Origin of the sequence: Geobacillus thermoleovorans, assembly GCF_001610955.1 — a bacterium.
Lineage (GTDB): Bacteria > Bacillota > Bacilli > Bacillales > Anoxybacillaceae > Geobacillus > Geobacillus thermoleovorans.
Map to the genome: position 1 here is coordinate 2,239,528 of NZ_CP014335.1, position 12,786 is coordinate 2,252,313.

Annotated in this window: 10 protein-coding genes and 1 pseudogene; 1 reads left to right on the top strand and 10 read right to left on the bottom strand. The window is 58.1% G+C overall.

The window, feature by feature from the left end; all coding sequences use genetic code 11:
- Positions 1 to 186: 186 nt before the first annotated feature.
- From GT3570_RS11230 to GT3570_RS11245, 4 genes are read right to left on the bottom strand one after another with little or no spacing between them, the layout of a single operon-like run.
- Positions 187 to 624, bottom strand: a complete 438-nt coding sequence (locus GT3570_RS11230) for a BrxA/BrxB family bacilliredoxin (RefSeq protein ID WP_011231850.1) — start codon at positions 622 to 624, stop codon at positions 187 to 189.
- 32 nt (positions 625 to 656) lie between these two features.
- Complete coding sequence (gene meaB, locus GT3570_RS11235; RefSeq protein ID WP_014196298.1) at positions 657 to 1,805, bottom strand: methylmalonyl Co-A mutase-associated GTPase MeaB; 1,149 nt, start codon at positions 1,803 to 1,805, stop codon at positions 657 to 659.
- Positions 1,802 to 3,997, bottom strand: a complete 2,196-nt coding sequence (scpA, locus tag GT3570_RS11240) for a methylmalonyl-CoA mutase (protein ID WP_014196299.1) — start codon at positions 3,995 to 3,997, stop codon at positions 1,802 to 1,804. The genes meaB and scpA overlap by 4 nt, the downstream gene beginning before the upstream one ends.
- The gene (locus tag GT3570_RS11245; RefSeq protein WP_014196300.1) at positions 3,981 to 6,029 is read right to left on the bottom strand and encodes a methylmalonyl-CoA mutase family protein; all 2,049 of its coding nucleotides are present in this window, start codon (positions 6,027 to 6,029) and stop codon (positions 3,981 to 3,983) included. The genes scpA and GT3570_RS11245 overlap by 17 nt, the downstream gene beginning before the upstream one ends.
- 186 nt (positions 6,030 to 6,215) lie before the next feature.
- Between GT3570_RS11245 and GT3570_RS19145 the strand changes: the two are divergent.
- Positions 6,216 to 6,352 (top strand): annotated as a pseudogene (locus GT3570_RS19145) (type II toxin-antitoxin system HicB family antitoxin); the annotation flags it as partial.
- A 94-nt stretch (positions 6,353 to 6,446) separates the two neighbouring features.
- On the opposite strand, the gene GT3570_RS11255 reads toward GT3570_RS19145, so the two are convergent.
- The 6 genes from GT3570_RS11255 to GT3570_RS11280 form a co-directional block, all read right to left on the bottom strand.
- Positions 6,447 to 7,031 (bottom strand): Uma2 family endonuclease, encoded by a 585-nt coding sequence (locus tag GT3570_RS11255; protein WP_033845388.1) that lies wholly within the window; start codon positions 7,029 to 7,031, stop codon positions 6,447 to 6,449.
- Between the two features lie 66 nt (positions 7,032 to 7,097).
- Entirely contained in the window at positions 7,098 to 8,504 is a 1,407-nt protein-coding gene (locus GT3570_RS11260) for a sensor histidine kinase (RefSeq protein ID WP_011231855.1), read from the bottom strand.
- A gap of 2 nt (positions 8,505 to 8,506) precedes the next feature.
- Entirely contained in the window at positions 8,507 to 9,181 is a 675-nt protein-coding gene (locus GT3570_RS11265; protein WP_011231856.1) for a response regulator transcription factor, read from the bottom strand.
- Complete coding sequence (locus GT3570_RS11270) at positions 9,178 to 10,155, bottom strand: YncE family protein (RefSeq protein ID WP_011231857.1); 978 nt, start codon at positions 10,153 to 10,155, stop codon at positions 9,178 to 9,180. Before GT3570_RS11270 ends, GT3570_RS11265 begins: the two co-directional genes overlap by 4 nt.
- A gap of 119 nt (positions 10,156 to 10,274) precedes the next feature.
- Positions 10,275 to 11,618: a dihydrolipoamide acetyltransferase family protein gene (locus tag GT3570_RS11275; RefSeq protein WP_011231858.1), complete on the bottom strand. Its 1,344-nt coding sequence runs from the start codon at positions 11,616 to 11,618 to the stop codon at positions 10,275 to 10,277.
- 177 nt (positions 11,619 to 11,795) lie between these two features.
- Positions 11,796 to 12,779, bottom strand: coding sequence for an alpha-ketoacid dehydrogenase subunit beta (locus tag GT3570_RS11280; protein WP_011231859.1), 984 nt, complete (start codon positions 12,777 to 12,779; stop codon positions 11,796 to 11,798).
- Positions 12,780 to 12,786: the final 7 nt, after the last annotated feature.

Consider the following 12,786-nt stretch of genomic DNA (forward strand, 5'->3'; position numbering starts at 1 on the left):
ATGGTACCATATTATTCCCCTCCTTCCAAAAAAATAACCAAATTTCTTGGTTTCTTTACTAATGATCATAGCATGGGGCGAAAGCAAACACAATGATTGGCCCCTGCTTTTGTCCAATGTTCATGAACATCATCTCCACCAATCATACAAATACCCGAAGCCAAAGAAGGCTTCGGGTGTTTGCACTCACACTTCCTCACAATATTCATCGAACAGCGCCTGCAGCTTTTGCACGACGGCGACCGGTTCGTGCCCTTCGATGTCGTGTCGGTGCAGCATGGCGCACAATTTCCCGTCTTTTAACAAGGCGAACGACGGCGAGGATGGCGGCTCGCCGACAAAATATTCGCGCGCGCGGGCGGTTGCTTCTTTGTCTTGGCCGGCAAAGACGGTCACCAAATGGTCCGGGCGCTTGTCGTAATGAACCGCGTGGGCCGCTGCCGGACGGGCGATGCCGCCGGCGCAGCCGCACACCGAGTTGATGAGGACAAGCGTTGTGCCCGGACGGCGGAATGCCGCATCGACGTCTTCCGGCGTGCGCAGTTCTTCAAATCCGGCTTCGACCGCTTCGCGCCGCGCTTGTTCGACGATGTCGTTATAGAGCGGAAATTGAAATTGGAACATCGTGACACCTCCTTCGATTTGCCTTTATCATATCACAGTTCACCGCCTCGCTTCCGTTCATACGCCTCGATCAGCTCGCGGACGGCGGCGGTGACCGGCTTGGCGCCGGAAATGACGCTGTTCTCGAGCATCGGGAGCTTTTCTTTCACGACCGGATCGGCAAAAAAGCGCGTTTCCACATATTCTTTGATCATGGCGTGCATCCAGTCTTTTTGCTGCTGGCGGCGGCGGTCGAAAAAGACGCCGGATTGCTTTGTCGTCTTGACAAACGTTTGAATGACGCGCCACATGTCGGCGATCCCTTCTCCCAAAAGCGCCGAGCATGTGTACGCTTTCGTCTCCCAGCCGGGCGTGGCCGGGCGGAGGTAATGGAGAAACTGGTTGTATTCTTTTTGCGCCGCTTTTGCTTTTTCTTTATTATCGCCGTCCGCCTTGTTGATGACGATGGCGTCCACCAGCTCCATGATGCCGCGCTTCATGCCTTGCAGCTCGTCGCCGGCGCCGGTTAAGGCGAGCAACAAGAAAAAGTCAACCATCCCTCGGACGACAAACTCGCTTTGCCCGACGCCGACCGTCTCGACGAGGATGATGTCATAGCCGGCCGCCTCGCACAGCATCATCGTCTCGCGCGTTTTTCGGTGTACGCCGCCAAGCGCCCCGCCCGATGGGGACGGACGGATGAAAGCAAGCGGATTGCGGGCGAGCGCCTCCATTCGCGTTTTGTCGCCGAGGATGCTGCCGCCGGTCAACGAACTCGTCGGGTCGACGGCCAAGACGGCGACGCGATGGCCCTGCTCGCACAAAAACGTGCCAAACGCTTCAATGAACGTGCTTTTCCCCGCCCCCGGCACGCCGGTGATGCCGATGCGAATCGAGCGGCCGACGTGCGGAAGCAGTTCATTGAGCACTTGCTGGGCGAGATCCATATGCCTGGCCGCATTGCTTTCGACAAGCGTAATCGCCTGCGCCAAAATGGTGCGGTCGCCGGCGAGCACTCCTTGGACGTATTCTTTAACCGATCGTTCTTTTCGCCGCACGAGCCGCTTCGGCGCCGGCGGGCGCTCGGCTTGCACGTACGACGACAGACCATTGCCGTCCGCCCATTCCGGGCGCCGCGGCTGTCCGTCCGAAACTGCGCTCTGGCCGCTTGCCTGTTCCCGCCGTTTCTCTTCGCCGTTCATTGGTTCACTTCCTCATAGCCAAGCCGGGCGTAAATTTCATCCAACACTTTTTCCGCCGCTTCCGGAATGACCGTGCCCGGTCCGAAAATGGCGGCGGCGCCGTGCTCATACAAAAACGCGTAGTCTTGCGGCGGAATGACGCCGCCGACGACGACCAAAATATCATCGCGGCCAAGTTTTTCAAGCTCCTCGACGAGCTGCGGCACAAGCGTTTTATGCCCTCCGGCGAGCGAACTGATGCCGACGGCGTGCACATCGTTTTCGACCGCCTGGCGCGCCGTTTCTTCCGGCGTCTGGAAGAGCGGGCCGATGTCGACGTCAAACCCTAAATCAGCAAACGCCGTGGCGATGACTTTCGCCCCGCGGTCATGGCCGTCCTGCCCCATTTTCGCGATCAAGATGCGCGGGCGGCGTCCTTCGAGTTCGGCGAACTGCTCAACCCGTCGCTTCACCCGCTCGAGCTGCGCTTCGTTTTTGTATTCCGAGCTGTAAACGCCGCTGATCGAGCGGATGGCGGCGCGATGGCGGCTCGCCACTTTTTCGATCGCGTACGAAATTTCCCCGAGCGTCGCCCGGACGCGCGCCGCTTGGACGGCAAGCTCGAGCAAATTCCCCTCGCCCGTTTCCGCCGCTTTTGTGATGGCGTCAAGCGCCGCTTCGACCTGCTCGTTGTCGCGCGTCGCCTTTAGCTCGTTCAGCCGCTCGATTTGCCGCTGGCGCACGGCGGTGTTGTCGACTTCCAAAATGTCGATCGGCTCTTCTTTTTCCGGGCGGTATTTATTGACGCCGATGATCGTTTCCGCTCCTGAATCGATGCGCGCTTGGCGGCGGGCCGCCGCTTCTTCGATGCGCATTTTCGGGATGCCGGTTTCAATGGCTTTCGCCATCCCGCCTAAGCTTTCGATTTCTTCGATATGCGCCCACGCCCGCTTCATCAACTCGTTCGTCAACGTCTCGACGTAATACGAACCGGCCCACGGGTCGATCGTCCGACAAATGCCCGTTTCTTCCTGCAAGTACAGCTGCGTATTGCGGGCGATGCGCGCCGAGAAGTCGGTCGGCAAGGCGATCGCTTCATCCAAGGCGTTCGTATGGAGCGACTGCGTATGCCCCATCGCCGCCGCGTGCGCCTCGATGAGCGTGCGCACGACGTTGTTGAACGGATCTTGCTCGGTCAAGCTCCAGCCCGACGTTTGCGAATGCGTCCTTAGAGCGAGCGATTTTGGATTTTTCGGATTGAACGTTTTCATCATTTTCGCCCACATGAGGCGCGCCGCCCGCAGTTTCGCCACTTCCATAAAGTAGTTCATGCCGATTGCCCAGAAAAACGACAGCCTCGGCGCGAACGAGTCGATGTCAATGCCGGCTTTCAAGCCGGTGCGCACGTACTCAAGCCCGTCAGCGAGCGTGTACGCCAGCTCCAAATCGGCCGGCGCCCCGGCTTCTTGCATATGGTAGCCGGAAATGCTGATGCTGTTGAATTTTGGCATGTATTTGGCCGTATAGGCGAAAATGTCGGCGATGATGCGCATCGACATCTCCGGTGGATAAATGTACGTGTTGCGCACCATATATTCTTTCAAAATATCGTTTTGGATCGTGCCGGACAGCTTGTCTTGCGTCACTCCCTGCTCTTCGGCGGTGACGATGTAAAACGCCATAATCGGGAGCACCGCCCCGTTCATCGTCATCGACACTGACATTTGGTCGAGCGGGATGCCGTCAAACAAAATTTTCATATCGAGCACCGAGTCGATGGCCACCCCCGCTTTGCCGACGTCGCCGACGACGCGCGGATGGTCGGAGTCATAGCCGCGGTGCGTCGCCAAGTCAAAAGCAACCGACAGCCCTTTTTGCCCCATCGCCAAGTTGCGCCGGTAAAAGGCGTTGCTCTCCTCGGCGGTCGAAAAGCCGGCGTATTGGCGGATCGTCCACGGCCGCACGACGTACATCGTCGGGTACGGCCCGCGCAAGTACGGCGGCAAGCCGGGCATATAATCAAGAAAATCGAGCCCATCGATGTCTTCCTTTGTATAAAGCGGCTTCACCGCAATGTGTTCGTTCGTCTGAAACAACAGCTCATCGATCGACGCTTGCACGCGCCGCTCCACCGCGTCTCTCCACTGTTTCTCATCCACATCGGCCGTTGCGTCGGAAAGCGTCATGTTGGTAAAATCAACGTACTTCGCCATCAAGCGCCACCCCTCTTTCCGTTAGAAACGCCACGATCACATCGTACGCGTTCGAACCGAGATGAATCGATCCGTCCACGCCCGCGTCCGCGTACGTTCTCTCAAGCTCTTCCGGCGGCTTTCCGGCGACATACAGCTTCGCGTTCGGCTTGGCTTGCTTGAACGCCTCAGCCAACGCTGGAACGAACGCCGGGTAATCGTCATCGGCGCCGCACACGATATAATGCGTCCCGTTCGTGTTCCGCACCCATTCGACCGCTTCCGCGACCGAGGCGAAGCCATCGCTCCGCTCGGCCGCCACCCCGCCGGCCGCAAACAGCCCGGCGATGAAATCGGCGCGCGCTTGATGACGGACAAGCGGCCCGATATTGATCAAGTGAACGGAAAGCCTGCTTCCTGTGCGTTCGGCATGCTCCTCGGCTGCCTTCCGCAGCTGCTCAAACGGCTCGGCCAAGCGCCATGCCCGAATCGGCGTGATGGCAACAACCGCGTTCCCATCGATCAACGCCGCTGCGATCTCCCGAGCGGTTGCTCGACGGCAGGCCGCACGAATCGCCGCTTCCATCCACTTCCCGCCCGCGAGCGAGGCGCGAATATCGGCCACCCGCTTTTCATCCAGCGGCAGCGCCACGTTCGCTGCGTCTTGCTTCGGTTTTTCGACCGGCGTTTCCTCCAAATTGGCGTACACGTTCGTGCCAACGATTTTTTCCTTCCGCGTCTTGACACGATCCAGCCGCCGCTTGGCGACCGCTTCCACTTCCGTCTGCACGAAGCCGTCTTCGAGCGCCTTCGCCATGCCGCCTTTTTCCTCCACACGCTGGAACAGCTTCCACGCTTCTTCGGCGAGCTTGGCGGTCAACGTTTCCACATAATACGAGCCGCCCGCCGGATCGATGACGTTCGCCACATGCGCCTCTTCGAGCAAAATGAGCTGCGTGTTGCGGGCGATGCGCCGCGAAAACTCATCAGCGAGTCCGAGCGCCTCGTCAAACGGCGACACGTGCACGCCATCGGCGCCGCCGACAACGGCCGCAAACGCTTCCGCCGCCGCTCGGAGCATGTTCACATACGGGTCGTACACCGTTTTCGTAAAGGGCGACGTGCGCACATGCAGCTCGATCCGCCTTGCTGATTCACCGCCGCCAAACGCTTCGATCACTTGCGCAAACAACCGCCGCGCCGCCCGCAGCTTGGCGATTTCCATGAAAAAGTCGGCTCCGACGGCGAGCGACACTTGCATCCTTGTCGCGATGTCATCAACCGTCAAGCCCCGGTCCAACCCGGCGCGGATGTACTCGACGGCTGCCGCCAACGAAAACGCGAGCTCCTGCACGGCGTTCGCCCCGCCGTTATGGTACGGCTCGCCGCGCACCAAAATCGTGCGAACGGCAGGCATCTGTTCCTTCGCCCACTTCGTTGCTTCCGCCATTTCATCATACAGCCGCTCAAGCGAACACGGGAGCGTCCCCTGCTCCGCCCACGCTCCGAGCGGATCCATGCCGATCGCGCCCCGTACGCTCGATAGCGGGACGCCCCGTTCCTCTAAATAAGCGGCCAACAGCGCCAAAAACGAAAGCGACCGCGCCCCGGCGTCCACACGGAGCGAATAGCGGTCCAGCGGCACGCCATCCAACATCGCCGCCACATCATCAACCGACTCGACGGCAAACGGCAGCCGGCCAAGGGCAAGATGGATTTCCGTCTGCCCCCGCTCCAAGTCGTGCTTCACTGCCTCGTTCCAGTCGGACGGGCTCGCTGCCGAAATCTCCTGGCTCACCTTCCACGGCTCGCCCCGATACCCTTCCGGCCGCGCCCCACGCACATAGCGGCCAAAGCCCGGGTACTGCTCAAGCGGGCCGAGCGCCTCCACATCGCGGCGCGTATAGAGCGGTTTGACCGCAATGTTTTCGTACGTCATCGATACAAGCCGCTCGAGCGGCTTGCCTTTCAGCGACTTTTCCGCTTCCCGCTCCCACTCCTCCACCGTCGGAGCCGGAAACGCCGCTTCCTTCATCTTTGCGACATCGCTCATTCCGATCCCCCTTTGCCTTCCAGACATAAGAAACCGCTTTCTTTTCAAGCCGCACCTTTCCCTCTCGAACCCGTCTGCTCAGAACGAAGCGCTGATGACGCTTCGTGTGGGAAAAAACGGTTTCTATGTTTATTGTAGTACATCGGCCGCGTTTGGGCAATGAACAAAAAGGCAAACAACTTGCTGATGCCACCATTTCGCCATGAAATGGAAAACAAAGCGGTCAAAAAAAAACATGAACGATCCCGAAATGGCTCGATGACTTGGCGAAACAACACCATCTCAACGATTCACAAATCCTCCAAGAAGCCCTGAAAAAACATGAAAGGAAGAGGGCGTTGTTGCATGCTCTCTTGGACGATGCTCCCTCGTCCCCCTCCAAATCACCGCTTAGCGAAAATCTCAACTGCCATTTATTCATTGGAAAATGTTTCGCAAATCGATCACGAAATCCTTCAATACATGAACCAAAACGGCGTCATCCCGGTTGTACACTCCATGAAGTTCCAATCTTCCTGTTTTTCCGCGCAAATACACTTCCACCACTTGATTCGCCGGGTCAACAATCCAATATTCCTTCACCCCGGCCCGCTCGTACGCGATCCGTTTGTCCATCCGGTCGATTTTGGCCGTGGCGGGGGACAAGATCTCGACGACCAAATCCGGAGCCCCGACAATGCGGTTTTTTTGAATTTTGTTTTTGTCGCAGATGACGACAAGATCGGGGCATACCCAGTTTCGGACGTTTTCATCCATCCATCCCTTTCGATGATCTTCGAAAAGATACACATCGATCGGGGCGGCCAACACGCGGCAATCCTTCCCACGAAGATGCATCCCGAATTCAATGGAAAGTTGGAGCGAAACTGATTGATGTTCCGGTGTCGGCGACGGCGCCACGCTAATGATGTTCCCGTCCAAGACCTCGCACCGTTTTCCTTCCGGCCATGTCGCATACTCTTTGTAGGTCATAGGGGCCTGTTCCTTTTCTGGTGAACCCATATCCTCCACCTGCCTCCTAATTTTATATTGATTATACATCATCCATTCCTGTGTCTTGAACGATGTTTATTCCTCTTCCCGAACGAGCGGCAGGCGGACGAATACGGTCATCCCGCGTCCAAGGTCGCTGTCGAACCAAATCGCGCCGTCATGAAGAGAGACGATTTGTTTGACGATGGCAAGCCCCAAGCCGGTGCCGCCTTCTTTGCGGGTGCGGGCGCGGTCGACGCGGAAAAAGCGCTGGCCGAGAAGCGGGAGCTGGTCTTTCGGAATGCCTTTTCCCGTGTCTTGGATGACAAGCTCGCCTTCCGCTTCCGACAAGCGGGAAAGCCGCACCGTCACCGCGCCGCCTTCCGGGGTGTAGCGGATGGCGTTGTCAAGCAAGTTGCGCACGACTTGTTCGAGCCGGTCGGCGTCGCCGTTGACGATGATGTCATAGTCCAACTCGCACGCCAACTCGATCCGCTTTTGCGAGGCGATCGGTTCGTACGTGGCGATGACATCTTCGATCACTTGGGCAAACGCCACCGGCGCGCGCTCGAGCGGCACGCTTTGCCCTTCAAGGCGCGCCAGGTCAAGAAGATCGCGCACCAGCCGCTCCATCCGCTCCGTTTCGCGGTGGATAAGGCGAAGGTACGCCTTTTCTTCTTCCTTCGTTTTCGCGAGGCCAGCAAGGAGTGCTTCGCTGTATCCTTTCATATAGCTGAGCGGCGTGCGCAGCTCATGCGAGACGTTCGCTAAGAACTCGCGTTTCCGCTCGTCTTCTTTAGCAATGGCGTCCGCCATTTGGTTGAACGCCTCCGCCAGGCGGCCGATTTCATCATCGCTCCGCACGGGGATGTCCGCTTCGTAGCGTCCTTCCGCCATGCGTTCTGCCGCTTGTTCCATCGCTTGGAGCGGCTCGGTCATCTGCCGCACCATCCGTCGGCCGACAACCAAAAGCGCGGCGGCGAATATGGCGGCCAACGGCCAAAACGCGGCGGCCGCCCGCTTCGTTGCTTCCTGAACGTCGGCTAACGGCAAATACAAGTAAATCGCTCCTTCAAGCCGCTTGCCGTCCAAAAGCGGAACGACGACCGCCATCACGCGGCGTCCGAACCGCTTTTCGTATCCCGTTTTGACAACAGGCTTCCCGGCTAACAATGTTTCCCGGTCGCGGCCGCTGACTAACGCGTCATAGTGGACCGGAAACGGAAAGCAGGCGCTCAGTTCGCGCGGGTTGTCGATCAACAAGATCGTGGCCGTTGATTTTTCGTCATACCATTCGATTTGACGGCGATATGCCTCCGTCACCGCCCCGCCGCGATAGTCGCGGGCGAGGCTCGTCCCTTCCGCGATCAACGTTCGCTCAACTTCTTTCATGTACACCGTCCGGTAAAAATAATTCAGAAGGCCAAAGGAAAACGCCAGCGTCGCCACGACCGCGGCGCCGATCGCCAGCCATAGTTTTTGTCCTAACCGAAGCCGTTTCATGTTCATCCCTCAAACTTGTAGCCGATGCCCCATACGGTTTGGATGTGGCGGGCGGCGTCTTTCAGCTTCATGCGCAGCGTTTTCACATGCGTATCGACCGTGCGGGCGTTTCCTGTATAATCATATCCCCACACTTTGACGAGCAAATCGTCGCGGCTGAACACCTGGCCGCGGTGTTTTGCCAAAAACAGCAGCAGCTCAAACTCCTTCAACGTCAGCTTCACCGCCTCGCCGCCAACGGTCACGGTTCGTCCTTTTTCGTCGATGGCAAGGTCGCCAAATTGCAGCCGGCCGTCATTCTCGCGGACGCGCTGCACCCGGCGCAACACCGCCTCAAGGCGGGCGATGAGCTCTCCTGGGCTGAACGGTTTGACGATGTAATCGTCGCCGCCAAGCTTCAATCCTTTCACTTTATCCCATTCTTCGCCAAGCGCGGTCAAAAACAAAATCGGCACGTCCGACTGCTCGCGGATGCGGGCGCAGACGGCGAATCCGTCCTGTTTTGGCATCATGACGTCCAACAGCACGGCATCAACCGGATGTTGCGAAAGCAGCACCAGCGCTTCTTCCCCGTCCCCTGCTTCGAGGCAGCGAAAGCCGGCGTTTTCCAAATACATGCCAACGAGCAGGCGCATTTCTTCTTCATCATCGACGATTAAAACGGTTCGTTCGCTCATGTTCGTCCCTCCCGAATGAATAGCTGCAGCGGGCCGTCTCCCGTCTTCCAACGGGCGAGCGGACGCAGCATCGCCTCATCGACCACGATGATTTCATCGCTGTCATAACTCGCAATATACAAACGGCTTCCTGCCGCTTCCATGGCAAACGGATTGGCGCCGACAGACGCCGAAGCGAGCTGTTTTCCTTCTTTTGAAAACTGATAGATCGTGTTCGAACCGTGGCTTAGCACAAACACGCCGCGGCCTGTTTCGACAAAATCAACCGGCATGACCGGGGCGGCAATCGTCCGCAACAAGCGGCCGTCTTGAAGCGAATAGACGTGAACATTCTTCTCCACCTTGTTTCCGCTTCCATGTCCGCCGACCCACAGCTCCCCTTGCCGCTCGCGCATCAATCCGCCTAACGCCATCTTCGGCACAGAAAATGAGCGAATGACACGGAGGCGGCTCGTATCAATGACAAAGGCGCGGCCGTCTTGAAAGTCGATGGCATACAGCTCCGTTTCCTGGCGATTGACAAGCAGCGTCATCGGGGAGCGTCCGACCGAAAGGCGGGCGATCTCTTTCCCGTCCCGGCTCACAACGCGCACCGCGTGATGGGTGCTGTCGCCAAAAAACCACGTGCGGCCATCCGGAGATGGAGCAGCGCTCACAATGCCGCTTCCTATTTTCCATTCGCCAAGCAGCTTCCCGGTCGCGAGATCGTACCGATAGACGCCGTCAAGATCCCGCCCGTACAAAAGAAGCGTCCGGCCGTCCGAGCTCAACGCCCCGCCTTGAAACGGTTCGTTGATGTTCCAACGGGCGATCTTGCCGCCATTTTCCGCGTTCAAAAAGGTGACCGTTTCCGCTTTGACATCGAGGCTGATGACGACAGAAAGCGAATCGGCCACCGGGGGAAACGACGGATTGGCGCAGCCGCTTAGCAGAAAGAAGCAACACAACAGCATCCATACGCTCGCTCGTTTCATCTCGTTTTTCTCCTTCGCACGTTCGTTTCTGTCCTCATTATACATCACATTTGTGAAAGAAGTTTGAAATCGCGCCACGCAAAAACCCCCACCGCCAACCGATGGCGATGGGGGAATCGTTAATAAATCGGCGTGTTGTCTTTGTTCATGTTTTCCAAAATCGCTTTGACGCGGGCGAGGAAGCGGCCGCAAATGAGGCCGTCCAAGACGCGGTGGTCGAGCGACAAACATAAGTTGACCATGTCGCGGATGGCGATCATGCCGTTTTTGACGACCGGACGTTTGACGATCGTTTCCACTTGCAAAATGGCCGCTTGCGGGTAGTTGATAATGCCCATCGACTGCACCGAGCCGAACGCGCCGGTGTTGTTGACGGTGAACGTGCCGCCCTGCATGTCTTCCGGGCGCAGTTTGCCGGCGCGCGTTTTTGCCGCCAGTTCAGCGATTTCGCGGGCGATGCCTTTGATCGTTTTTTCATCGGCGTGCTTGATGACGGGCACGAACAAGGCGTCATCCGTCGCGACAGCGATGGATATGTTGATGTCCTTGCGCTGAATGATCTTATCGCCCGCCCACACTGAGTTCAACTGCGGGAATTCTTTCAGCGCTTGGGCGACCGCCTTGACGAAGAAGGCGAAATACGTCAAATTGAAGCCTTCACGCCGCCTGAACTCGTCTTTGATGGCATCGCGGTAGGCGACAAGATCGGTGACGTCGACTTCGACCATCGTCCAAGCGTGCGGCGCTTCGTGTTTGCTGCGGAGCATGTTCGCCGCAATCGCCTTGCGCACCGGGGTGACCGGAATTTCGATGTCGCCCGCTCCGGCTTCGACGTTCGGGGCCGCTGGTTTGATCGGCGCTGCCTGCGGCGCGGTTGGCGCGGCCGCGGCAGACGGTTGAACGGTTGCGGCGGCTGTGGCCGGTTGTTCCGTTCTCGGTTCCGCTTTTGGCGCGGCTTGTTCCGCCGCCGGTGCCGCTCCCGCTTTCGGAATTTGTCCAGACTCAATGAGCTTCAGCAAATCTTTGCGCGTCACCCGCCCGCCAAGGCCGGTGCCTTCGACTTGTTCGAGGTCAATGCCGTGTTCCTGAGCCAAGCGGAGCACGGCCGGCGAATAGCGGCCGTTGTTTGCCCGGCCGGCCTTTTTCGGAGCGGCTGGCTTGGCGTTGTCTTCTGCTTTCGGCGCTTCATCCGCCGGCTTCGCTTCCGAAGCCGGTGCAGCGCCTTCGACTTCGATCGTGCAAATCGGCGCGCCGACTGGGAGCGTCTCCCCTTCTTTGGCGATCAGCTCGCGGATGACGCCGGCAAACGACGACGGAATTTCCGCGCTCACTTTATCGGTAATGACTTCAGCGATCGGGTCGTATTTGTTCACTTTGTCGCCCGGGGAAACGAGCCATTTGCTGATCGTGCCTTCCGTGACGCTTTCCCCGAGCTGAGGCATCGTCAATTGTTCGATGGCCACATCGATACCCTCCTATCTCTGTTGCAATATCTTTGCCGTGACGTCCCCACGCCGTCTAGGGTTGGCTTCGAGGCCGGCGTTTGTGGGGAATCCCTTCATTAGGATGGAATGATTCCCTAACCGAACATCCCATGTTTTCCTGACGCCTCCAAGCTGGAGACGCCTTTTGTTCATCTGTTAAAACGCCGCTAATTCGCGCATTGCTTTTTCGACTTTTTCTGGATTGATCATAAAGAATTTTTCCATCGTCGGCGCATACGGCATGGCCGGAACGTCCGGGCCGGCGAGGCGCATAATCGGCGCGTCGAGATCAAACAAACAATGCTCCGCGATAATGGCGGCGACTTCGCTCATGACGCTGCCTTCTTTATTGTCTTCCGTAATGAGCAGCACTTTTCCTGTTTTGCTCGCCGCCTCGATGATCGCTTCTTTGTCGAGCGGATAGACGGTGCGCAAATCGAGCAGATGGACAGAAATGCCGTCTTGGGCGACGCGCTCGGCCGCCTGCAAGGCAAAATGGACGCACAGCCCGTACGTGATGACCGTGATGTCATCGCCTTCACGCTTGACGTCCGCCTTGCCGATCGGAAGCACGTAGTCGTCCTCCGGCACTTCCCCTTTAATGAGGCGGTAGGCGCGTTTATGCTCGAAAAAGAGCACCGGGTCTTCGTCGCGAATCGCCGCTTTCAGCAGCCCTTTCACATCGTACGGCGTCGACGGCATGACGATTTTTAACCCAGGCTGGTTGGCGAAAATCGCTTCGACTGACTGCGAATGGTACAAAGCGCCGTGAACGCCGCCGCCGTATGGGGCGCGGATGACGATCGGGCAGTTCCAGTCGTTGTTCGAGCGATAGCGGATGCGCGCCGCTTCAGAAATGATTTGGTTGACCGCCGGCATGATAAAATCGGCAAACTGAATTTCGGCAATCGGGCGCAGGCCGTACATCGCCGCGCCGATGCCGACGCCGACGATCGCCGACTCGGAAAGCGGCGTGTCGATGACGCGCTCTTCGCCGAACTGCTCGTACAATCCTTGCGTCGCTTTGAACACTCCGCCTTTCCGGCCGACGTCTTCTCCTAACACAAACACGCGCGGGTCGCGCTCCATCTCTTCACGAATCGCCATCGTAACCGCATCAATATAGGAAATAACAGGCATCGTCGAT

Excerpts from the sequence above, each read along its gene's own strand:
- GT3570_RS11265 (WP_011231856.1), bottom strand. The coding sequence starts at position 9,181 with ATGAGCGAACGAACCGTTTTAATCGTCGATGATGAAGAAGAAATGCGC.
- GT3570_RS11255 (WP_033845388.1), bottom strand. The coding sequence starts at position 7,031 with ATGGGTTCACCAGAAAAGGAACAGGCCCCTATGACCTACAAAGAGTAT.
- scpA (WP_014196299.1), bottom strand. The coding sequence starts at position 3,997 with ATGGCGAAGTACGTTGATTTTACCAACATGACGCTTTCCGACGCAACG.
- meaB (WP_014196298.1), bottom strand. The coding sequence starts at position 1,805 with ATGAACGGCGAAGAGAAACGGCGGGAACAGGCAAGCGGCCAGAGCGCA.
- GT3570_RS11260 (WP_011231855.1), bottom strand. The coding sequence starts at position 8,504 with ATGAAACGGCTTCGGTTAGGACAAAAACTATGGCTGGCGATCGGCGCC.
- GT3570_RS11230 (WP_011231850.1), bottom strand. The coding sequence starts at position 624 with ATGTTCCAATTTCAATTTCCGCTCTATAACGACATCGTCGAACAAGCG.
- GT3570_RS11270 (WP_011231857.1), bottom strand. The coding sequence starts at position 10,155 with ATGAAACGAGCGAGCGTATGGATGCTGTTGTGTTGCTTCTTTCTGCTA.
- GT3570_RS11280 (WP_011231859.1), bottom strand. The coding sequence starts at position 12,779 with ATGCCTGTTATTTCCTATATTGATGCGGTTACGATGGCGATTCGTGAA.
- GT3570_RS11245 (WP_014196300.1), bottom strand. The coding sequence starts at position 6,029 with ATGAGCGATGTCGCAAAGATGAAGGAAGCGGCGTTTCCGGCTCCGACG.